Raw genomic sequence first — 23645 nt, 5'->3', positions numbered from 1 at the left:
TTCCAATCATGAATTTATTCATCCAAAAAAAGCCTCAAAACTAATCAAAATAAGTCATACTTGAACTCCTTTATGACTCAAAATATTAGCTTTTGGGAAAATATTTATTTAACCCTTTTGGCAGCCGTGCCTAACTACTGAAGCTAGGACAGATAAAAATATCCTATTTTGGGATTATTTAAAAACAGGTTTATTGTGTTCAACGTATACATAGTGCTAAAGCCAAGGCACAATGAAATTTGTTTTCAGCCAGGACTATAAAATATTCCGTCGCTGTATGATTGCGGCTCGTAAGGAGGCAAAACTAACTCAAGAGACGCTTGCTAAATCCTTGAAAAAGCCACAATCTTTCGTAGCCAAATATGAAAATGGTGAACGGCGGTTAGATGTAATTGAGTTTCTGTTAGTTACTCGCGTAATCGGCGTAGATCCTTGCGATATTCTCAGAAAAGTTGAACAAGGAATATCTGAAGCATCTTGTGAGGAGGAGGTATGAATACACAGGATGTAATCAAGCTGACATCTCAGTATCTAGATAATTTATCCGGTCATACTTTTGACATTTTATATATATCTAAGCCTGTAACTGTAGACGCGGCGCTAAACTTGGCTAAAGTTATCTCAAAGCTTTCACCCTTACTCGGAAATTTAATTGAATTTAACACAGTTGAATTTTTGAATAAACAAAATGAATTTTCTGAGTTTGGAAAGTGGCAGAGACAAGATCCAGGCTTTCCAGATACTATTTTTGTGGGAATTCAACCAACACCAGGATTAGAGATTAAAGCATGGTTTCCATTAGCAACGGAAATAACAGCACGCTTTAAAGATAGTCAAAATCACTTTAAGTATGATCAGACCTATGTTGCTATGCTGGCATGGTTGCCTGAAAAAATTATCTATGGCAAACCTCGTATTCTTGATGTATGTGTTGTCTCTGGTTTGTCGGTAGCTTTAGCTAGAGATACTCATTATCATAATCCGCCAGATTATCTTGTTTTGGAGCCAGAAGATACAACTCAAAGAACTGCAAATTTACAGCAGACAAACACTAGCGGTTATAAATTCCAAGGTTCTGTTGAAGAGTTCTTAGAAGCTCAAAAAATAGTTGATTCATGGGGTGTTGAAGGAAAAATCTATAAACCAACTAGAGAATATCAGCACCTTCTGCGTGAACTGTTGATCCGGTACAAATACAGACTGGATACTAATTTCGCAAAGATGGACAGAATCGTGCATCCAGGTATTGAAAAATTTAAGCAGCGTGTCTATAATATTGAACTTTGTGGTATTACAGTTGGTCAATGGAATAGGGTTTTATCAAGCCGTCGAGAAGACAGCATCAAGAAATCTCTACAAGATTATCTAGAGATTAGAGAAGAGAGTATTGATGAACTTCTTGATTAAATCTCTGCACTCCATAATAAAAATAATCTGGATCAATTTCGCAAGAGTAAGCTTTTCGTCTCAGTTTACGTGCTGCTAGAGATGCACTGAATAGTCCTCCGAAAGGTTCCCATATAACATCATTTTTATCACTTGACGCTTCAACAATAACGCTCATCAAGTCCAGGGGCTTCTGATTAAGGTGTAATGCTTTTCCAGAAGTAGTCTTAACTCTCTCATCACCCCGTAGAGCTTGGCGATCCCAAACATTTGTAAAACCATGAGGACATCTGAATTTGGAACGCATCTTACTCCATTCTTCGCCTGTTAAAGATTGGTTACCATCGAAAGAAAAATAAGGTCTTCCTTCTGGACTACCATGCTCATTTGCATATTTCACTAACCTCTCAAACATCTCTGGAGGAGGAAAATACCATAAGTGTCCTTGATCGAAATACTTCCTAGTTGCAGCATTAGCTACACCACAAGCATCATTTGCCCGTTGTAGTCGTAATCCAGAACGTTTCCACTCTTTTAGCAACCATACTTTCAACGTCAATTCGTTGACTTTAACTTCTCTTACATATTGAACACACACTTCTGTAACTACAGGGAATCTACGAATTTTTTCTGTATTAACATTCCCTGCTATATGACCTTTTCCTTTGTTCCAAATATTACAATTAACATAACGCCAACCGTGCTTTTCTAAAACTGGATGCACAACAGCCCAGCCAATTTCCGAATTCCAAAACCAGAGTGTTGTGCATGGTATGGCTGCTTTTGACCATGCTTCAATATGAGGTTCATACCAATTAGGTAAATCAATATGATCTGAAGTATCTTCTTCAAAACCAAGAACACCGTAAGCTCCATCTGAAACGATGACTGTAGGCTGCTCCCAATTGTTGTAATGTTCAAGACTATCACCCAGATATAGAGCAACGCTTTCATCATTCCACGCAGAAAAATTTAAGTTGGTGTTGAGGTTGACTACTTTTCCCCGACCAACTGTGCTGGTAGCCTTGCGTTTTAAAGTCTTGAGGGAACTCGGTTCTGGGTTAGATAGACTCATTTATTGGTTTAGGTGGATCTGAAACTTGAGTAATTCTGACTTTATCCTATTTTGGGATATTAAGATAGTAATAGACAGTAAAATTAACCAGAAACACGCTCAATACGCAATATTTCCTATCCCCCAAGTACGTAATTTATGATATTTAATTTAACGCTTAACTAAAGATAAATCTGGTGTGAGCCTTTGCAAAACTTGCTTCAACACCATCACCGTCCAATCTATATCAGCTTCAGTTGTATCACGCCCCAAAGTTATACGAATTCCGCCCAAAGCAGCTTTTTCTGAATAACCCATTGCTAACAATATGGGGCTTGGGCTAAGTTTACCACTGTGACAGGCAGCACCAGCACTGATACCGATGCCAGCAAGGTTTAGCTGTCGTACCAAGGTTTTACCGCTAAGTTTTTCCCCATCGGCGTATTCTAAGCACATACTGATATGGTGAGGTAAACGATCGCAGCCATCCCCTGTAGCTATTATTCCAGGAATTTCAGCTAATTGGGCAAAAGCGCGATCGCGTAACTCAATTAACCGTGGTGTTTCTATAGCTAATTCTTCTTTTGCTAATTCTGCTGCTACACCAAACCCCGCTATTATCGGTACTGCTTGCGTACCAGAACGCAGTCCCATTTCTTGTCCACCACCACCCAGTAAAGGCATCAATTCCACACCAGGACGCAGGTATAGCGCCCCTACACCTTGTGGTCCATATATTTTATGACTGGAAAGGCTAAGTAAGTCTACGGGTAGTTGTTGCACATCTATGGGTAAGCGTCCCGCAGCTTGGACTGCATCTGTATGGAACAAAGCCCCATGCGTAGGCTCCGCCCGCCGCAGGCATCGCACAATTTTACCAAGTTCTGCGATCGCTTGCACTGTGCCAACTTCACTTTGACCGTAAATTATAGAAACTAAGGCTGTATTATGTCGCAACGCCGCCTTTAAATCTAGGGGGTTGACTCTACCTTTAACATCTACAGACAAGCGCGTAACTTCCCAACCCCACATTTCTAGAAACTTTACCGTTTCAGAAATTGCGGAATGCTCAACGCTAGAGATAATTATATGTTGAGGAACAGCATACAACCGAGCCACACCCATAATCGCCAGATTATTTGCTTCGGTACCACCAGATGTAAAGATTATTGATGCTGGATCGACAGCGTTAATTAATCCAGCAACTTGGACTCTGGCTTGTTCCACAACCGTTGCCGCCCGTTGTCCCCATTCATGTAAGCTAGAAGGATTGCCCCACTGTTCGGTGAGGACTGTTTGCATAACTGCGATCGCTTCTTTTCGAGTTGGAGTAGTGGCGCTGTAATCTAGATAAATTTGCATATAACCGATAATGGTGAGAACACACGGGGGCTTATAACCCTCTTTTACCCCCAATTTATCGGGGTTCGCCGTAGGCGGGGGGATTTTAACCGAACCGTATTGGTAAGCTGCTGATCTTGTTAGCAATATACAGTTTTAGTGGACAAATTCTGAAAAATTCTCTGTAATTCTACCTCTAGGAGGGGATTTTTCCCTTTACCTGGAAAATTATTTTTCTACATAATTCAGAAGACAAAATTTTGGGAATGATAAATATGTCTACTCCCAATCCACTTTTAACAGATTACAGTGCAACTTATCTCTAAACGAAGATATTTTTTATCTATCTTTTTACTGATATTTCCCCTTGCTGCTTGTCAACGAGTCCAGTCTTTAAATCAGCGTCTGGCACCTTTACCACAAGATCCCTTAGTTCAAGTTTACTTTAACCATTCTGAGTCTTCAGAATACAAAGAACCTTACCGTCAGCAAACTCGCCTTGGGGATGATTTAGAAAAACAGATTGTCGATGCTATTACCCAAGCTAAATCTACAGTAGATGTGGCGGTGCAAGAATTACGTTTACCCAAAGTTGCCCAAGCACTGGTTGATAGACAAAAAGCTGGGGTAAAAGTCAGGATAATTTTAGAAAATACCTATAGCCGACCTTGGAGCAGCTTAACATCTACAGAAGTAGGTAAGTTAGATAAAAGGGAACAGGAACGTTACAACGAATTTCGCAAATTTATCGATATTAACCAAGATAATCAACTCAGTGCAACAGAAATAAATCAAAGAGATGCTTTGATAATTTTGCAAAATGCCAAAATTCCCTGGATAGACGATCGAGCCGATGGTTCAGATGGTAGCAGCTTGATGCACCACAAATTTGTGATTGTGGATAATCGCATTGTAATTATCACTTCAGCCAATTTTACTTTAAGTGATACTTATGGTGATTTCACAAATTCTAGCAGTTTAGGCAATGCCAATAACTTATTGCAGATTGACAGCCCAGAATTAGCATCTTTATTTACAGAAGAGTTTAACATCTTATGGGGAGATGGCCCTGGAGGTAAACCAGATAGTCAATTTGGTTTACAAAAACCGATGCGTTTACCTAAACAAATAACTTTAGGTGACACCAAAATTACTGTGCAATTTTCGCCTATTTCCCCGACTCAACCGTGGAGTAACAGTAGTAATGGTTTAATTGGCAAAACTTTAGATTCAGCAACCAAATCTGTTGATATGGCGTTATTTGTCCTTTCCGATCAGCGGATTGCCAATATCTTAGAAAAACGCCATCAACAAAGTGTGCAAATTCGCGCTTTAATTGAACCACAATTTATTTATCGTCCTTATAGTGAGGCATTGGATATGATGGGGGTTGCTCTTAGTAACAAATGTAAATATGAACTTGATAACCATCCCTGGCCAAATCCAATTACAACCGTAGGTGTACCTGTGTTACCCAAAGGCGATTTATTGCATCATAAATTTGGTGTTATTGATAATCAAACAGTAATCACAGGTTCTCATAATTGGTCAGATGCTGCCAATAATGGTAATGATGAGACGCTTGTAGTGATTGAAAATCCCATAGTTGCGGCGCATTATGTGCGAGAATTTGCTCGTCTTTATACCAAAATTAAACCTGGCTTACCACCAGGAATTCAAGAAAAGATTAAAGTAGAACAAACGCGGTGTCCACAGATAAAAAGTTCTTCATCAAGTGAACTACAAGCAATTAAACAAATAAATATTAACACTGCAAGTTTAGAAGAATTAGCAACTCTCCCTGGTGTGGGTAAGAAGTTAGCACAGCGGATAATTATTAGCCGTCAACAGCAAAAATTTACATCTTTACAAGACTTGGAAAGAGTTCCAGGAGTGAGTGCTAGAACTGTAGAAAAATGGAGCGATCGCTTGATATGGTAAAGATGCACAGCTTACCCTACGATGGTTTATATTCTACTTAGTTAAAAAAATGTAAGATTACATAAATGCGATATTTAACTGCGATCGCTACCTAAACCAATCAAACTACAAAAATGCCCATTCTGAGAAAATCGTTTGGTTACTGAACGTAGCCAAAGGGCAAAATCGAAAGGAGCCGAAGTATTTATTCTGACTCCTGAATTCAGAATAGCTAAATTCTTCTTCAACAGTAATTCTATCTAATACCATTTCTTTGTGAGGCTGTGCTAAACCCTTTTAACTTCTTTCTTTCTTTCTTTCTTTCTTTCTTTCTTTCTTTCTTTCTTTCTTTCTTTGTGTCCTTTGCGCCCTTTGCGGTTCGTTTTTCTTTCTTCTTTCTTGTACTTAAATATGGTTTAGCGCATCTTCATACAGAATCGGTATAAGCTTTTAACAAGAGACAGAAAGGAGAGAAGAGAGTTAAATTATTGACTTATTACATTAAATATGATATTTTGTATTGCTATAATTAGAAAAATAAAATATAAACGTGAATATCTCTCCTTCTCTCAAAAAACCGCGTGTCTCATGGCAGGCGGTTTTCTCACTGGTGATGTTTGTGTTCATGTACCTGCCCATACTGGTACTTGGCTTTTATAGCTTTAATCAGTCACCTTACAGTGCAACTTGGCAAGGATTCACTCTCGATTGGTATGGCAAGTTGTTCACTGACGATCGCATCTTATCAGCTTTGCAAAACAGTTTAATAGTTGGTGGTTGTGCCGTAGGGATATCAGCAGTGTTGGGAACCTTTATGGCGGTTGGGTTGGCGCGTTACGAATTTCCTGGTAAGAAATTGTATCAGGGTATTGCTTACCTACCATTGATTATTCCCGATATTGCGATCGCAGTGGCTACTTTAGTATGTCTAGCAGCCTTTGCAATCCCTTTGAGTTTATGGACGATAGTTGCAGCCCATATCGTGTTTTGTCTGGCTTACGTCGGACTTGTGGTTGCTTCCCGACTTACTAATTTAGATCCTCACTTAGAAGAAGCAGCCCTAGATTTAGGTGCAACACCAACGCAAGCTTTTATCAAAGTATTGTTACCTCAATTAATGCCTGGTATTATAGCTGGTTGTCTCTTGGCCTTTGTTCTGAGTTTAGATGACTTTCTCATTGCCAGTTTCACGGCTGGTAGTGGTTATAACACCCTACCAATGGAAATTTTTAGCCGCATTAGAACCGGAGTCAAGCCTGATATTAACGCATTGAGCGTGATGTTGATTACAGTATCTGCGATCGCTGCTCTTGTAGCTGAATTAATTCGCATTTCTGGAGAAAATAAAACTTTCAAATAAAAGGTTGTTTGAAAAGTAGTCTGCTCTGATTTTAGGCACTTATTCATTCCCCATCAAACCATAGTACTTATTTACCATGCGTAACAATACTGGTCAATTAAGGTGCAACATCAATTGGATATTTCCCTTAGTCACCCAATAAATTGAGGGAAAATAAGGCATTTTGAGTAAGCCTTTTTAAGGTGAGACAGCGCCATCTTCTCTAATGCCAAGGGCGTTTTCTCCATGAGAGACTGGCGTGGGTTGGGAGAATCGACTTTTAACCGAGCAGTATTACGATGCTAAATTCTCTTACGTATATTTTTACTTACTGAATTATTTCTATTTATACCAAACCCTTAATATTTGATAGGTCTTAAAATTAAGTAATTTTACTGCGGTTGATTCTCGCTCTTTGCAAACACAATAGTGGATGAAAAATTCAGTACGAAATCAGCCCAGCAACATAGGTTTTTGAAAAAAATCTATGTTGCTTTAAATCAAGGTTATTAGTAATCGGACTTTAAAAGGATAATTTCAATGTTTAACTTCTTCTTGTCCACTTAATTTGGACATTTGGAGATTAGTTGTATGTAATCAATAAGCAGCCCATAAAATATTATGGGATTTTTATTCTGATTTATTACATACTATCCCAAACAGTTCATCAATTGGTGGTTTTTTTTGTCCTAATTTTGTGTCACTACTATTGCTACAAATAGTACAATACGGCAAAAATAAACCTACTATATCAATTAACTAAACAATGATAAACAGGGGGTTAAACCCCTTGTAAAAGGTAGAGAAACTTCTGCAATACTTTAGGAAATTCACAAATCATACCTTCCATGATTCTCAATATTCGGAGAGCGATCGGTACTTAAAACTTCAAAACAGGGATTGAGCAAATAGTCAGTAGTGTCTCAATACAGTTCGGTTAAGGTGCAAGTCTAAATAGCTCCCTTAGTCCTCCTTTTTAATAGGGTGAAGTAGAGCCATTGGCATCAACCCACTTATCAGGTAGGTTGGGGAAAACGAGTCTTATCCGAAGCCTATTGAGTAGTATCTGCTCTACTAAAAATTTTTTAAATAACTGCTGCAAGACATTAGATAACAAAAATTAAATAACTGAAAAATCAGTTCATAAATTATGAAACCATCGCGCCACTTTTTCGCTCATAAATTGCATTATTCCCGTTTTTTATTAGCAGCAGGAATTTCTTTAGGAGGGTCATTTGCGCTAATAATGCCTACTCTCGCAGATGGTACAACTGCTGGTACTACTATCGATAACACTGCAACTGCTGAATATAATTACGTGAATAATTTGGGAGCAAATGTTCTTAACAAAGCTACTTCCAATACTGTAACATTTACCGTAGCAGAGACAGCAGGTATTGTAGTGACTTCTCAAGGCATGACAGATACAACAGGTGGTACTGTTGTTTCTAATGATTTGCTATACTACGATTTTCTGATTACTAACGTAGGCAACGATCCCACCCGCTTCTTTATTCCAGGAACAGCTACTATTACAGGGTCAGCAACAGCTGGCACAATCACCGCAGATTTAAATGGTGACGGCATATTTGAAACTAATATTCCCAACACTGGTTTTACCACTGGTTCCATTCCTGTGAATGGAACTGTCAAAGTGCGTGTTCCTGTTACAGTTAATCTTGCAGCAACGCCGGGTTCGACTATTTCAGTATTACTAGGTGATACAGGCCCCAACGATAACAGTAATGCTACACAGAACCAACCTGATAGTCCTGATGGTTCAAAGCCTACAGAAGTCCGCACCGTTGATAATTTAGATGGAACAACAGGAGAAACAGCAGGAATACCGTTGAATGGAGAACGAGAAGCTAGTGCTATCCAAACAACTACTATCGCTGCGACTTCACAAGCCTTTGCTAAAGTTTTAAAAGTTCGTTCTGCGTACTTAGATCCGGGTACACCCAAAATTTTGAGTGATGATAAATTGACCTATGATTTGAGTTTAAAAGTTGATTCCACAAGTCCCGCAGGTAGCGTCGGATTAACACCGGGAAATTTGGTAGGTACAAATATCAGTGTAAATGGGTTGACCGGTGCCAAAATTTTGGTATCTGATGCCATTCCTGCAAATACTCATTTAGCGAGTGTAGTTACTCCCCCTACAGGTTGGACTGTTGTTTACACTGTCACGCCGACAACAGTGATAGCGAACAATGCCCTTTGGACTAGTGTTGTCCCCGTTAATTTATCGTTGGTAACTCGTGTGGGGTTTGTTTATTCTGGAACTCTCAACGCAGGGACAACAGTCAATGGCTTATCCTTCCAAGTGGTGACAGATGGAGTTCTCGGTTCTACAGCCACCATTTCTAATATTGCTCAGACCTTTGGTCAAACTCAAGGTGATGTACTCAATAAGCTAGTTTATGATGAATCAGGTGACCAAAACGCCAGCAACTTTAATGATGATGGTAGCATTGGTTCAAATATTCCCACTACTGGCGTAGCAGATGTTGCTACTCAAGGGGCAGATAACAGTAATAACAACACAGGCCAAGGCCCTGGAGGTGAAGTTAACACCTTTACAATGACTGCCCAAACTTCGATTTTAAATGGGCCGCACCTGTTCCCTAACGCTGTGGGACCAACTAATAATAATGATGATTTTTCAAACCAATCAGCGATCGTTTCACTCTATCTGCCCCCAGGATCTACCCTCAACCCTGCTCCTGTCAGCTTCTTTAATACTATAGTAAACCCCGATCCAACCCTATTGAGTAATGTCTTACTAGTACCAGTTAACCCAACCAATACTAGTGACCTACCATCAGGTACAATTGTAACGTTGACCTCTGGAGCCAGTGTTGCCATTTACACATACAATGGCACTAACTTCACCTTAACTTCTGGCTTAGGAATTGTCCTACCAACCCTCAATAATATCCCAGTTGATTACACCGTAACTGTAGATTTACCTGCCGGAACACCTCTATCAACAGATACAGGTAAAGCTTTTCCTGTGACAATTCAAGCTTTTGTAGATAGCAATAATGATGGAGCGTTTAACTCTGGAGAATCTTACAATAATACGATTGACCAAGTTTACACAGGTTTCTTGAAACTGGTAAAAGAATCTCGGATTTTACAAGGAAGTGGCTCTGCTGTTGCTGGGAATGATGGTACTTTTAGTACAATAGTGAAAAAACCTGGCGTCGGCAATATTGTTGAGTATCGAATTACTTACACCAACATTTCATCAGTTCCCGTCGGTTCAAATAACGCTACTCTGAGTGCAACTGGAATAATTATTACTGAAGATGGTAATTCCACTAATAATAACTGGGCGAAAGACAATGATGGCAATGGAAAGGTGGATACCAATCATGTGTTTAATACTGCAACTGATCCTGCGGGAATTGTAACTTATCTCAATTTGGGAGCATCAGTAACGGATGCAGTTGGCGTTGATATCACCACATATTTAGACACAATTGCTGGCCCACTTCAACCTGGACAATCTGGAACATTTAGTTTCCAACGTAAGGTTAACTAGCTCATATCACCGGAAGCATCCCAATTTTGGCTTAAATCTTTTCCCTCACCCCCAGCCCCTCTCCCAATAAATATATGGGAGAGGGGAAACATAATTCTAGTTCCCCCTCTCGCCAATGATGGGATTCGGGGTTAGGGGATGAGGGCTATCAAGGTTTTTGCACCTGACGGGATGCTCCCATATCCCCGACTTCTTCAAGAAGTCGGGGATCTTCTTATTGCTAGTATTGGGTTTAAATCGCATTATAGCGGTTTCCATTCAGATACGGTACAACATTATATCGCCAGGTGTAGGGGGGGTAGGCAGTGCCTAGCCCCTACCGATGTACTCAGATAAACGAGAACCGCTATATGTAATTCTCTTGAATTTTTAATTGTTTAATTAGTTCTTTACGAACTTTTTTGGATAGTTAACAACAGCTATATTAAAGTACAGGGGTGTGTGACAGCAAGGTTAGTCTACTAATAAGTAGGTAGACGTAATTAAACATAATAAAAAACCTCACCCTCAATCCCTCTCCTTATTAAGGAGAGGGAAGCCGGAGGCAGCGTGAGGTTTTATATTTAATTTGACCCACTTACTTATCAGCTTAAATTATCTTATGTAACTATTTTAAATTTTAAATTGTTAATGAGTTACCTGGGTTTAAGTCCCCCGGTTCAATAAAAAAGCAAGTAATGCGATTGGGGTTAAATCCCCCGAAGTTTTGTGGACGGAAACCGTCCCCACAAACTTCTCTTCATTACAAAACTTAATTACGAATTACGAATTACGAATTACGAATTACGAATTAATTTATTCATCCTTATGCCCTCGTGTTAAAGATAGTTTTAAGCACATTAAAAAATTTCCGTGTTCGCTTCTCTACATAACTGTTTTCAATTAGACAATATTGGGGCTAACTTGGGAGAAGATGCTATTTCCCCCTCATTATGCAAATCTGCCAAAATCCCCATTGCTCAAATCCATTCAACTCTGATAGCAATAGATTTTGCGTGAGTTGCGGACAAAGCAACTTTGGCAAACTTCTCAGAAACCGTTACCGCGTATTAAGACTTTTAGGTGAAGGTGGATTTAGTAGAACTTATGCTACAGAAGACGTAGACAGACTAAACGCGCCTTGCGTTATCAAGCAATTTTTCCCGCAATTTCAGGGAACAGGACAACGCACCAAAGCAGCAGAATTTTTTAAAGAAGAGGCTTTTCGGTTGTATGAACTGGGAGAAAATCATACTCAAATTCCCAGATTACTAGCTTACTTTGAACAAGGTGCTAGCTTGTATCTTGTACAAGAATTTATTCAAGGAAAAACTCTCTTACAAGAAGTTCAGCAACAAATTTATGGTGAAGCACAAATTTGGGAACTTTTAGCTGATTTATTGCCAGTACTGGAATTCATTCATACCCAAAATGTTATCCATCGGGATATTAAACCAGAAAATATTATCCGCCGTGCAAGTGATGAAAAACCCGTATTAATTGACTTTGGCGGTGCTAAACAGGTAACACAAACCAGTTTAGGAAGACAAGCGACAGTAATTTATACCCTTGGTTATGCCCCAACCGAACAAATGGCTGGATTTGCTTGTCACGGCAGTGATTTGTATGCTTTGGGTGTAACTTGTGTGCGTCTTTTAACTCGATGTTTGCCTTTGCAGGATGCTTCTGGACAGATTAATGACCCTATTTATGATGCTATGAATGCTAAGTGGTTGTGGCGCGATCGCTTACAACAAAAAGGTACTACTATCAGCGACGATTTAGGGAAAATTTTAGATAAATTATTAAAACATCTACCAAGTGAAAGGTATCAAACAGCAGTAGAAGTTATCAACGATTTGAAATTTGCAACATTGAACATTCAACCTGTTGCCCTTAAAATTGTTTCGATGCCTCAACCCATATTACCGCCGCTACCACAAAAAGTAATACTACCATTACCCCCCTTAGAAACCTTTGAATTTGACGTAGTGACAGTAGACACAGGTGGTAGAGAAGTAAACCGCATGAGTTGCAATGCAAACTTCTTTGCCGAAGAATTGGGTAAATCTGTCACATTAGAAATGGTATCGATTCCTGGCGGTACTTATATGATGGGTTCACCGGAGTGTGAAGGAGATGCTGACGAACGTCCTCGACATAAAGTTACCGTTGAACCATTTTTTATGGGGAAATTTCCCGTAACTCAAGCACAGTGGAGAGTAGTAGCAGCTTTACCCAAAGTCAAACAAGCTTTAAATCCCCATCCGTCGAAATTCAAAGGTTTAGATAGACCAGTAGAAAATGTATCTTGGTATGAAGCTGTAGAATTCTGTCTTAGACTATCAGAAAAAACTGGACGCGACTATCGTTTACCGAGTGAAGCTGAATGGGAATATGCTTGTCGGGCTGGAACTACAACATCCTTCCACTTTGGCGAAACAATTACCTCTGAGTTAGTCAGTTGCACTATCGAACCAAAAAGCAAATTCCGTAAAGAAACAACAAACGTTGGTAGTTTTGAAGTCGCCAACGCCTTTGGATTGTACGATATGCACGGGCTAGTTTGGGAATGGTGCGCTGATTCGTGGCACAACAATTACAGCGACGCACCCTCAGATGGAACAGCTTGGGAAGTTGGCGGTGATATTAATCGCCGAGTGCTACGCGGTGGTTCTTGGAGTTTTAATGCAGAATTGTGTCGCAGCGCTAGCCGTAGCTGGAATGAGTCAGACGGTGGACTGAGGGTTTGTGGCTTTAGAGTAGTATTTTCTGTAGAGGAGATTATTTAGCAATTTAATTTAGAGGCTGTAGTAATTATGAAAGACAAAATTGAGAAAGGTGACATAGTACTTATAAATAAAAGTGGAGAATATCAGAATAAATTAGGTGAAGTTATTGAAATTGATTACAATATTTTCTTCGTCAAAATAGTGATAGTAAAGTTAGGTAATCAAGAAGAAGCCTTTGAAGAAAAAGATTTACAATTACAAAATCAAAAGCCGAGTATTGAAGAGGTGATTGCATCAGTAGAAAAAATTATAGAACTAGTTGAGTATATTTATCACTTACCGACAAAAGACAAAGTAGAGTTACCCAATCGGCTGAAATATCTGAAATTAGATATTCCTAAACTAGATAAGCAGTTGATTATAAAAAACTTTGAGAATATAGATAAAATACTTATATCAACAAGAGAAGCAGACTCATCAGCAATCTTTTGGCAAGAAATAGATTCTAATTTGCAGAAAATAAGCTGGTGGATTAGAACAAGCCTGTGAAAGAAGAAATAAGTCGGCGACAATAAATCAAAGTATGTGTTTTGCAAGGTTAAAAAGATGTAGCTGTGAGATACCATTTATAGCGTAATAGGCTTGGGTTAAGCCCCAAATCCAATGCAAGAGACGAAGGAAAGCAACGTCTCTACATACCTAAAATCAATACCAAAAATCCTTAACCCAAGCGTATTGATTTATAGTGCTTCTCGTTTACATGAAAACCCTTTTTTAACCTCACCCCCCCAACCCCTCTCCTTAGTAAGGAGAGGGGAGTGTTTGCTGTCTTCAAATACGGGGTGAGGTTGTTTGACAGGAGAGGGGAGTGTTTGCTGTCTTCAAATACGGGGTGAGGTTCTTTGGCGGATATTTCGATATAATTTGTAATCAAAAAATAGACATGAACGCCTAATACTATTTCACTTTGATAATGATACAAATACGCTCTTTTGACCATTGGTGTCAACTTAAGTCTAGAAATGGCTTATCTGTTGGCTTTCTCACCCGCCCTGAACTGAAGTTCATGGCTAATAGCTCAAGTCTACTGAAGTAGACTAAAGATTTTGGGAGCATCCCAATTTTGGCTTAAATCTTTTCCCTCACCCCCAGCCCCTCTCCCATATTTGGGAGAGGGGAGACATAATTTTAGTTCCCCGAATCCCATATTTGGGATTCGGGGTTAGGGGATGAGGGCAAACACAAGGTTTTTGCAGCTGACGGGATGCTCCCAAGATTTTTGGCTATATTTAGTCATCAACAGATGAGTTTCGCTATAAGAGAGGAACTTTATACCAATTCACGAAAATCCTGATACATATAGATTTATCGTAGGGGCTAGCCAATGCCTAGCCCTTATCAGATTATTTGTATCATTATTAAAATGAAATGGTATTAGTTCCTTGCAAGACAACGCTTTCACGTTAAAGACTTCCAACAAATAAATTACCCCACAAGAAGTAGTTGAGTATTTTTTTATTAGGACTTACGCATCAAGTACAAAATGTAGGGGCAATTCATGAATTGCCCCCAGGGCTATTTCATTCTCATCTAGTCCGCCTCAGAATGAATTCACCAGGCGTATAGCGAAAGTCGTCTAAAGACGACTAAGACTCATGTTTTAGTCCGTTTTAACGGACTTTAGCTAAAAGCCAAAGAACTTTAGTTCTGGGCGGTTTATGTCTAGAACGAAATAGCCCTGGAATTGCCCCTACGGTAAATCAAGGCTTTCACTGCTTTTTGCGTAAGTCCTATTTATTTGGAAGTCCCTTAAGTTGATACCAATGGGCAAAGAAAGACATGCCCCTACGAGAAATTTATATGTATGTAAGTAAGCGAAGCGGGTCAAATTAAATATAAAACCTCACCCTGCCTCCGGCTTCCCTCTCCAAAGCATCGGAGAGGGATTGAGGGTGAGGTTTTTTCTTATGTTTAATTACGTCTACCTACTTATCAGGATTTTCGTGAATTAGTATAACGCATTGCTATATAACATGGTGGCTTATAAAGGCTAACGCACACTAATGTTTTTGAGACAATGCTTCACCTATCAACATAAACTTATCAATATTAGAGATAAAACTTATGCCTAACGACATCATAATTGTTAGGTTTAAGGGTAAACAATTTAAGTTGGACATAATTAAACATAACTATATTTTCCTCATTATTTATGATTAATACCTTATCCCTCATCCTCTCTGCTTCATCCTGAATAGTGATATTTATTTTTACCCACTTAATTAAATTTGTATTTGTAATTGGATAAATTACATTTTTGGCTTAATTTAATATTTACTTAATATAAAGTTGATGATAATATTGTTTGATATTTTGAAGTAGTTCTTTAGCGCTAATACCTAAGTTGTTAAATTAATAAGGAGCATTGATTTAGATATAATCAACTACAAAGATAGGGGAGCATTTATGCGTTTTTCTCAGTTTGCAGGGATTCTTGGTTCTACTACAGCAGCTTTTATATCAATTACACCCATACAGGTAGAAGCTGCAACTTTTAAAGTCGTATCTGGAGTTACCAGCATTGATCGTGACCACGAAGATATTCTTAGAAGTATCGGGCTAAATTTGACAGGTACTAATAATACAGTCCCACCAATTCCCAGCACTTATTTAGTTGGGTTCAACATTGACCCAGCCACCAACTTTACATTCAGTGATGAGGGGGGTTTTACTCCGCTCTCAGGTACAATCGAGCATACTGGTACTGTTACTTTCAATAATCAAATTACTGTTGGTGACTTTTCGATTGGTTTGGCTCCGGGACGTACTGTCACAGGTGGCAGCGGATTTGTTTTAAGAGACACATTTTCTTTAAATACAATTTTGTTTGATTTGAGTATTTCGGCACCTGTGGCATTTGATGGCCAAAATTTAACCATCCCTGATGTTAAATTGCTGGTTTCTCCAGAGTTTGCTAATATTCTGCAAAAACCTGAATTGACCGGTTTGTTTGCTGGAACTGCACGAATTGATGCTCAAGTTGCTGCCGTACCCGAACCTGATAGTGTACTAGCAGTTTTGGCAGCAGGTGCGGCTCTTTTGGCAACTAGATTTTATCCTCGAAAAATTAAATCCACTTGATATCTTGAAGCATGGCTAAATGCTTATTAACCGGTGCAAGGGTATTTGCTGCAATCAGTCCACTGGCGGCGACTGCTGGTAAACCAATGCCGGGAAATGTGGAGTCTCCACAGCACATTAGCCCTGCTAAAGGTGTGCCAGGTCCAGGAAACATTCCCCTTCCAGCCTGAATTGCTGGCCCGTAGGAACCTTGATGACGACGCAGATAACGTTCGTGAGTTAGAGGTGTACCAACAAGTGTGACTTCGCAACGAGAGCGAATATCTGGAATGATCCTCTCTAGGGCTTGCCACATTACTTCTGCACGCGATCGCTTTTGTTCGGCATATTCTTGGTTCCTTCTATCCATTCCCCGCCAGATAGCATAAGGTTCATTACCAGGAGTATAAACATGAATTACGTGCTTACCTGGTGGCGCTAAGGATGGATCGAGAATTGAAGGAATTGATATCACCACAACATTCTGAGGTGCTGTTATGCCCAATTCCCAGTTATTAACTACGATGTAATGACACCGCAAATTAGACTGTAATCCTTGAGCATCAATGCCTAGATGTAGATGCATAAAGCTATCACACTCTGGCGTTGCTTGTCGTTTAGCACGGTACTGTTTCGGTACTGCCTTTTCTGGTACTAACTTCAGTGTGTCCCAAACCGATGCATTAGAAATCACTGCGCGACGCGCCCGAATTTCTTGGCGATCGCGCAGCTGCACACCCACCGCCCGATTCCCTTCTACAAGCACTTGCTCCACATGAGCGCCTAGTATTAACTTCCCACCGTGACGCTCCAATCCTTGTACAAGGGTGTCAACTAAAGCACCACTACCACCAATGGGATATTCAAGGATTGCGTTTGGCCGATACCAATCCGCAAACATAAATCCTACCTCTGCGGCGCTAGTGCCATCTGCTGGCAATCCTGAAAGCAGGAAGCACAGCAAATTTAGCCAATTTCGGGTAAACGGATCTTTAACAACGCCATCCATAATCCGGCTGAAGGGTCCAGTCAGCTTAATTATATTCGCCAGATTTTTTGTCAGAGATGGGATAAAGGGGCCGACAGTTCTAGCTGCGCCAAAATCAAAACGTAATGCCGCCGGTGGGATGGAAGTTGCAGCACTAGCGAATGGTTCCATAACGCGCTGGAGTTCTTGCCATTCGGCGACAGCATCATCTCCCCGGAATTTCATCAGCACTTCACAAAATTGCTCGCCACCAACCGACGTATCAAAATCACCTTCTGGTACACAACAACCCCAAGTATCATAGGTTACGCATGGTAATTCTGAACCAATTGCATCTAAGACTTGTCGCAGAGGGTTGGCAGAGGGGCTGTAAGACAATCCAGAGTAGAGAGACGGGCCAGAGTCAAATTTGAAACCATTGCGCTCAAAAGCATGGGCAGCGCCTCCAGGAATGGAATGACTTTCGCAGACTATCACATCAAAGCCATACCGTGCTAAAACAGCAGCACAACTCAAACCGCCAATACCGCTACCAATGACAACTATATCTGTAACTTGCATATATGTTTGCAACAATAAACTAAAACAGTTGGGGAAACTTGGATAATATCATTCGCTCCTCCATCTACAAACCACTCTAATTGGTTAATATCATCACTAAGGATGGACATTAAACCGCCAGTGTTGCGTTCTTCAGATTAAAGGCTTGATTTAGACAGACTGATGAGAAGCTTAAACTAGTAACTGAGTTTACCCAAGTCAAAGTAAAACTTTTGACTATTTACTACTCTCAGATTTATCCGTACTATTTTACTCAGGACTCACGAATCAGCACTCATAATGGAGAGAGGAATTTGAAAAATCAGCAATTCGGAAATTGGCAAAGCACAGTTTTAGGAATTGTGTTAGCAACACTAGTGATTTTGGGACTGAATTCCTTTATCATTATTAACCCAGGACAGGCAGGAGTGATCAGCATCTTGGGTAAAGCGAAAGATGGGGCATTGTTGGAAGGGATTCATGTGAAACCGCCTTTTATCTCAGTGATAGATGTGTATGATTTGACGGTGCAGAAATTTGAAGTGCCAGCAGAGAGTTCTACGAAAGATTTGCAGAATTTATCTGCGAGATTTGCGATCAACTTTCGCCTCGATCCGATACAGGTAGTTGAAGTTAGAAGAAAACAAGGAACCTTAGAAAATATTGTATCGAAAATCATTGCACCCCAGACCCAAGAAGCATTTAAAATTGCCGCAGCTAGAAGAACAGTAGAAGAAGCAATTACCAAAAGAAGTGAGTTGAAAGAAGACTTTGATCAAGCGCTAGGCGATCGCTTAGACAAATATGGGATAATTGTGTTAGATACTAGCGTAGTTGATTTAGCATTCTCACCAGAATTTGCAAGAGCTGTGGAAGAAAAACAAATTGCTGAACAACGGGCGCAAAGAGCCGTTTATGTCGCACGCGAAGCAGAACAAGAAGCGCAAGCCGATGTGAATCGCGCTAAAGGTAGGGCAGAAGCTCAAAGACTCTTAGCAGAGACACTCAAAGCTCAAGGAGGACAGTTAGTTCTGCAAAAAGAAGCAATTGAAGCTTGGAAGAGTGGCGGCGCTCAGATGCCCAAAGTCCTCGTTATGGGTGGTGACTCAAAAAGCGGCGTTCCCTTCATATACAACCTTGGAAATGTCCAAAATCAACCGTAAAAAAGAGTGAACATTAAATAACAAGGTTTAATATGTAATTGGTTCTGACTTGGGGCAAGTTTTACAACATTTGTCCGATTCTCAATTCCATTATCCAAAATCCAAAATAGTATAAGTTGGGCTAGTCCCAACTTCAACACAACAGAAAAACCAGCAAGACAATAATCGCAGTTTATGTCAACCCTAAATCCTCAGAATCTCACTGCCGAAGAAGCAAAAAAATTACTGAATAAATTCAACTGTCTAGACATTGCGCCTATCCTGAATCCTTACGAAAAATCAGTAATTCGTAGTGCCTTAATTTTACTCGCCAAACTTGCCGATTATCAAATTTTAGGAATCTGTGCTGATACAGCAGAAGAAGGAATACTTGCCATGAAGACTTATTCTCTGGCTTTGGGTTATGAACCACCAGACAATTTACTGACTCCTGAAGGCCCAGTTTATATCAAATTAAATGGTAAAAATGGCTTGTGTTATCTCGATTCATATCCTGGACATCATCGTGGTGTATTAGTGTCTTGTCAGTCTTACCACGAAGACGGAATCAACGAAATGTATGGACATCTCCCTTTGGATTTATTTCTATAGAATTGGGCGAATGTAGGTAGGGTATTTGCCTTACCTACTAACTAACAGTCAATGAAAAATTACTAAATTTTATGAGTATTATTACACTCCAATCAGTCAAAAAAGACTTTGGCATCAAAGAAATTTTAAAAGATGCCAGCTTTAGCCTCGATGCTACCGATAAAGTTGGCTTAATTGGTACTAACGGTTCTGGCAAATCAACCCTATTAAAAATGATTGCCGGGTTAGAATCGATTGATAGCGGTCAGATTTTAGTCAACTCTGGTTCGAGAATTATCTACTTACCCCAGCAGCCAGATTTAGATGAGAATCACACAGTTTTAGAGCAAGTTTTTGCTGATAGTGGCGAACATATTGCTTTGGTGCGTGAGTATGAAGAAGTTTCAGATAAATTAGCTCACTATCCAGATGATAGCCAACTGATGTCTCGCCTTTCTGTGGTGATGCAACAGATGGATACAACTGATGCTTGGGAAGTCGAAACTAATGCCAAAATCATCCTCACAAAATTAGGAATTTCTGACTTTGACGCCAAAATAGGCACTTTGTCTGGAGGCTATCGCAAGCGGATTGCTTTAGCATCAGCATTGCTAGCAGAACCAGATGTTTTGCTCATGGATGAGCCGACAAACCATCTTGATGCTCTTTCTGTAGAATGGTTACAAAGTTATTTAAATCGCTATCGTGGCGCACTTTTTCTGATCACCCACGATCGCTATTTTTTAGATCGCGTTACCAATCGGATCATTGAAATCGACCGAGGCGACATTTACACTTATACAGGTAACTATTCATATTACCTGGAAAAGAAAGCTTTAGCTGAAGAATCTGCCGTAAGTAGTCAACGTAAACATCAAGGCTTGTTGCGGCGCGAGTTGGAATGGCTCAAAAAAGGGCCGAAAGCCAGAAGTACTAAGCAAAAAGCGAGAATTGACCGCGCCCATGCTTTGCGAGATACTGAATTTAAACAAGTTCAGGGTAAAGTTGATATTTCGACAGTTGGTCGTCGCATTGGCAAAAAGGTTATTGAATTAGATAACATTTCTAAAGCATACAATGGACGCACCCTGATTAATAATTTCACCTACGAATTTAGTCCAGAAGACCGCATTGGCATCATCGGCGCTAATGGTGCTGGTAAATCTACTTTAATGGAGATTATTACTGGTCAGATTAAGCCAGATTCAGGTATTGCAGAAATTGGAACTACAATTCATATCGGTTATTTTGACCAGCATTCGGAAGAATTGCTCACAGCCTTAAACGAAAATCAGCGCGTAATTGACTACATCAAAGAAGAAGGAGAATTTATCAAAATTACCGATGGAACTCAAATTACTGCTTCTCAAATGTTGGAGCGGTTTTTGTTTCCTGGTAATCAACAGTATGCCCCAATTAATAAACTTTCTGGTGGTGAAAAACGCCGTTTATTTCTGTTGCGGGTTTTGATGAGTGCGCCCAATGTCTTAATTTTAGATGAACCGACAAATGATTTAGATGTTCAGACATTGGCAGTATTAGAAGATTATTTAGAAGATTTTGTCGGATGTGTAATTGTAGTTTCTCACGATCGCTACTTTCTCGATCGCACCATCGACACAGTATTTTCCTTTGAAGAAGGCGGTAATCTGAGGCAATATCCAGGTAATTACTCGATTTATCTGGATTATAAGAAGGCTGAAGAGGCACAGCAACAGGCTGCTAACATTAAGGAGAAGCCGAAAAATGCCGAAGTCCAAAATGGTGCAGCTTCACCCAAGGATGTAGAGAATACCAAGCGGCGGAGGTTATCTAATTGGGAGAAAAAAGAATTTGAGCAATTGGAAGGTAAAATTGCCCAGTTAGAAGCCCAGAAGGTGGAAACTGAGAAAACACTAGCGAATGTTTCACCGGGGAATTATAGTCAAGTGCAGAAACTCTACGATCAGGTGGAAAATCTTAAGCAAGCGATCGATGTGGCGACTGAACGCTGGTTAGAATTAGCTGAGATAGAGTCTTGATGGTAAGCATGTCACGTTTGTAAATCCGGGCGATTAGAAATCGCGGCTACACAGACAAAACCCACCTCCGTGGGTTTCAAACTCTTGATTTTTCCTTAGTCCACGGAGGTGGACTTTGTTTGTGTAGCCGCGAATTCTATTCGCCCGGTGCAATGCTCTCTCTGGTATCGATCAGTGGCCGATCGCAATTAGTCATAAAATCATCGGAGAAATTGTCTAAACTGTCGATGAGCGATCGCCAGGGGTTATCTTTGGGAATAAGAACAATAGCGTTACCAATTTTTTTGATATAGACTTCTGTACCACTAAGTTGAAAATCTTCGGGCAAAATAACAACTTGATGAGTGCCATCAGTGCTGAGTTTGGCGGTGTTCATGATCTTACTTTTCTTCTGTTGCATGATGGGTTTTAAGCAACTTCTTTAGGTGACATTTTAATTTCTACTTTTTGATTTAAAGCTGCTGCAATCCGAGCCAATATAGACAAACAATGTCCCTCATAGTCAGCATCTTCCAATCGAGCAATGACTGACTGGGTAGTACCGACTTTTGCGGCTAGTTGTTGCTGGGTTAGTCCCCCTTGTTTACGTGCATCGTAGATGATTTGAGATACTTGAGCATTTATTGATGATTCTCTAACCATCTCTTGTAATTCTGGATCTTCTTTCATCATTCTTTTAATGATTTTCAGTGCATCATTAGTTTTCTTCATCTGTTTCTTCTTCTGGTTCGATATAAGTATGAACTTCTGAATTGAGTATGAATAAATTTTTGTATGTTAATGCTAAATCAATTTCTCGATCTGGAACTTGGTTATCCTCTTTAATGATGGCATGAGCTAAAATCACTACATTTTGACCATGAAAAAATATAGAATTCTATACTGTACTCTGACGTGCTTGGCTCTTAGTTCATAAATACCATCACGCAGTAAATCTGCGGCGGGTCGTCTTAATTCAAAACCATACTCAGCTAATTGCTCAATTCTGGCGATGCAGTTCGCATATCCCTTACGATCCTGGAGCCAGAACTAGAGAACGTGCGGTAGAATCCTCATCCATATACAAGCAAATTCGGCTCATGAAAGTTTTTGAGTTTTATGGAGTTTCTCTAATCTGTCTCCCTCTGCCTCTTCTGCTGCAATGTCAGCGTCAATTTGGTCGCGGTTAGCATGATAATAAGCTAAAGCTGCATAAACCTGCGCTAAGGTCAAATGACTAATTTGATCTGCAATCTCTTCGGCGCTGTAACCTTGTTTGTACCAGATGGCTATGCGCCTTACTGTCACCCCTGTACCAGCAATAATCGGACAACCGCCGTGTATTCCAGGATGACAGTTAATTAGTGTACCAATATCAGTAATAGTTGTCAAAACTTGTTCTCCGAAATTTTTTATATTATCTCTAATTTGAGCGGTTAACAAGATATTCATCTATAGTCACTGACTCACCATCGCTATACTCAGCGCGAACTGGTTGAATTTCTGCCAGTGTATCTGCATCGTCTTCATACAACGCTTCTTCGGCTTCAAAAATTTGTTGCTCAAGAGCTTCTTGAAGTTGACGTTTTTCTGTTAAATCAAGAGAAGATATTGCTTCTGCTAAAGTTTCTAAGGAGAGTTGTAATTTAACAATGGCTGGCATTTTTCTCCTATTGGGTGTATTTTTTCGCATTTTGACACCATTCTGCTGATTTTAACAGTTATATTTTTGTCAAGCTGAAAGTCTGTGGGTTGTGTTTCACGCTTGTGGGGTACAACGCATCAATTAAATTTGCCTAACTTCCCCAAAAAACTGAAGCAGTCTAACTCGTGACGGGAGCGGTTTCACTCGTGACGGGAGTGGTCTAACTCGTGACGGGAGTGGTCTAACTCGTGACGGGAGTGGTCTAACTCGTGACGGGAGTGGTCTAACTCGTGACGGGAGTGGTCTAACTCGTGACGG

Annotated in this window: 21 protein-coding genes; 11 read left to right on the top strand and 10 right to left on the bottom strand. The window is 40.0% G+C overall.

Annotated features, from left to right (window positions below; translation table 11 throughout):
• The first annotated feature begins 232 nt into the window (after window positions 1-232).
• Window positions 233-496 (top strand): helix-turn-helix domain-containing protein, encoded by a 264-nt coding sequence (locus V7K73_RS10915; protein ID WP_334879794.1) that lies wholly within the window; start codon window positions 233-235, stop codon window positions 494-496.
• On the top strand, window positions 493-1407 hold the full coding sequence (locus V7K73_RS10910) for a hypothetical protein (RefSeq protein WP_334879793.1): 915 nt from the start codon (window positions 493-495) through the stop codon (window positions 1405-1407). The genes V7K73_RS10915 and V7K73_RS10910 overlap by 4 nt, the downstream gene beginning before the upstream one ends.
• Here the strand turns inward: V7K73_RS10910 and V7K73_RS10905 are convergent.
• Window positions 1373-2461, bottom strand: a complete 1089-nt coding sequence (locus V7K73_RS10905; RefSeq protein WP_334879792.1) for a DNA methyltransferase — start codon at window positions 2459-2461, stop codon at window positions 1373-1375. The genes V7K73_RS10910 and V7K73_RS10905 overlap by 35 nt on opposite strands.
• Window positions 2462-2611: 150 nt before the next feature.
• The gene (locus V7K73_RS10900; RefSeq protein ID WP_334879810.1) at window positions 2612-3802 is read right to left on the bottom strand and encodes a cysteine desulfurase family protein; all 1191 of its coding nucleotides are present in this window, start codon (window positions 3800-3802) and stop codon (window positions 2612-2614) included.
• Window positions 3803-4090: 288 nt separating this feature from the next.
• Between V7K73_RS10900 and V7K73_RS10895 the strand changes: the two genes are divergently transcribed.
• Window positions 4091-5722, top strand: coding sequence for a DUF655 domain-containing protein (locus V7K73_RS10895; protein WP_334879790.1), 1632 nt, complete (start codon window positions 4091-4093; stop codon window positions 5720-5722).
• 74 nt (window positions 5723-5796) lie between these two features.
• Here the strand turns inward: V7K73_RS10895 and V7K73_RS10890 are convergent, their stop codons facing one another.
• Window positions 5797-5949: a hypothetical protein gene (locus V7K73_RS10890; RefSeq protein WP_334879788.1), complete on the bottom strand. Its 153-nt coding sequence runs from the start codon at window positions 5947-5949 to the stop codon at window positions 5797-5799.
• Between the two features lie 302 nt (window positions 5950-6251).
• Here V7K73_RS10890 and V7K73_RS10885 point away from each other — a divergent pair, with 302 nt between their 5' ends.
• The 5 genes from V7K73_RS10885 to V7K73_RS10865 all read left to right on the top strand — a co-directional run bounded on the left by V7K73_RS10885 (window position 6252) and on the right by V7K73_RS10865 (window position 16442).
• Window positions 6252-7061 (top strand): ABC transporter permease, encoded by an 810-nt coding sequence (locus V7K73_RS10885; RefSeq protein WP_334879786.1) that lies wholly within the window; start codon window positions 6252-6254, stop codon window positions 7059-7061.
• A gap of 1129 nt (window positions 7062-8190) precedes the next feature.
• A complete protein-coding gene (locus V7K73_RS10880) occupies window positions 8191-10590 on the top strand; it encodes a beta strand repeat-containing protein (RefSeq protein ID WP_334879784.1) in 2400 nt (799 codons plus the stop codon).
• A gap of 932 nt (window positions 10591-11522) precedes the next feature.
• Window positions 11523-13361, top strand: a complete 1839-nt coding sequence (locus V7K73_RS10875; RefSeq protein ID WP_334879782.1) for a bifunctional serine/threonine-protein kinase/formylglycine-generating enzyme family protein — start codon at window positions 11523-11525, stop codon at window positions 13359-13361.
• A gap of 27 nt (window positions 13362-13388) precedes the next feature.
• A complete protein-coding gene (locus tag V7K73_RS10870) occupies window positions 13389-13850 on the top strand; it encodes a hypothetical protein (protein WP_334879780.1) in 462 nt (153 codons plus the stop codon).
• 1917 nt (window positions 13851-15767) lie between these two features.
• Complete coding sequence (locus tag V7K73_RS10865; RefSeq protein ID WP_334879778.1) at window positions 15768-16442, top strand: hypothetical protein; 675 nt, start codon at window positions 15768-15770, stop codon at window positions 16440-16442.
• Here the strand turns inward: V7K73_RS10865 and V7K73_RS10860 are convergent.
• Window positions 16429-17970, bottom strand: coding sequence for a phytoene desaturase family protein (locus V7K73_RS10860; RefSeq protein ID WP_334879777.1), 1542 nt, complete (start codon window positions 17968-17970; stop codon window positions 16429-16431). The genes V7K73_RS10865 and V7K73_RS10860 overlap by 14 nt on opposite strands.
• 293 nt (window positions 17971-18263) lie before the next feature.
• On the opposite strand from V7K73_RS10860, the gene V7K73_RS10855 reads away from it, so the two are divergent.
• From V7K73_RS10855 to V7K73_RS10845, 3 genes are all read left to right on the top strand, one after another.
• Entirely contained in the window at window positions 18264-19112 is an 849-nt protein-coding gene (locus V7K73_RS10855; RefSeq protein WP_334879776.1) for a prohibitin family protein, read from the top strand.
• 174 nt (window positions 19113-19286) lie between these two features.
• Complete coding sequence (locus V7K73_RS10850) at window positions 19287-19703, top strand: DUF1824 family protein (RefSeq protein WP_334879774.1); 417 nt, start codon at window positions 19287-19289, stop codon at window positions 19701-19703.
• A gap of 71 nt (window positions 19704-19774) precedes the next feature.
• Entirely contained in the window at window positions 19775-21703 is a 1929-nt protein-coding gene (locus tag V7K73_RS10845; protein ID WP_334879772.1) for an ABC-F family ATP-binding cassette domain-containing protein, read from the top strand.
• A gap of 136 nt (window positions 21704-21839) precedes the next feature.
• On the opposite strand, the gene V7K73_RS10840 is transcribed toward V7K73_RS10845, so the two are convergent.
• From V7K73_RS10840 to V7K73_RS10815, 6 genes are all read right to left on the bottom strand, one after another.
• Entirely contained in the window at window positions 21840-22079 is a 240-nt protein-coding gene (locus tag V7K73_RS10840) for an antitoxin (protein ID WP_334879771.1), read from the bottom strand.
• Between the two features lie 32 nt (window positions 22080-22111).
• Entirely contained in the window at window positions 22112-22414 is a 303-nt protein-coding gene (locus V7K73_RS10835; protein WP_334879769.1) for a helix-turn-helix domain-containing protein, read from the bottom strand.
• Entirely contained in the window at window positions 22401-22550 is a 150-nt protein-coding gene (locus tag V7K73_RS10830) for a hypothetical protein (RefSeq protein ID WP_334879767.1), read from the bottom strand. The genes V7K73_RS10835 and V7K73_RS10830 overlap by 14 nt, the downstream gene beginning before the upstream one ends.
• A complete protein-coding gene (locus V7K73_RS10825; RefSeq protein ID WP_334879808.1) occupies window positions 22550-22687 on the bottom strand; it encodes a type II toxin-antitoxin system RelE/ParE family toxin in 138 nt (45 codons plus the stop codon). The genes V7K73_RS10830 and V7K73_RS10825 overlap by 1 nt, the downstream gene beginning before the upstream one ends.
• Window positions 22688-22780: 93 nt before the next feature.
• Window positions 22781-23074 (bottom strand): DUF433 domain-containing protein, encoded by a 294-nt coding sequence (locus V7K73_RS10820; protein WP_334879765.1) that lies wholly within the window; start codon window positions 23072-23074, stop codon window positions 22781-22783.
• 31 nt (window positions 23075-23105) lie between these two features.
• Complete coding sequence (locus V7K73_RS10815) at window positions 23106-23345, bottom strand: hypothetical protein (protein WP_334879763.1); 240 nt, start codon at window positions 23343-23345, stop codon at window positions 23106-23108.
• Window positions 23346-23645 lie beyond the last annotated feature (300 nt).

Source organism: Nostoc sp. (genome assembly GCF_036916975.1).
Classification (GTDB): domain Bacteria; phylum Cyanobacteriota; class Cyanobacteriia; order Cyanobacteriales; family Nostocaceae; genus Nostoc.
This window is presented reverse-complemented; position numbering and strand designations above follow the sequence as displayed.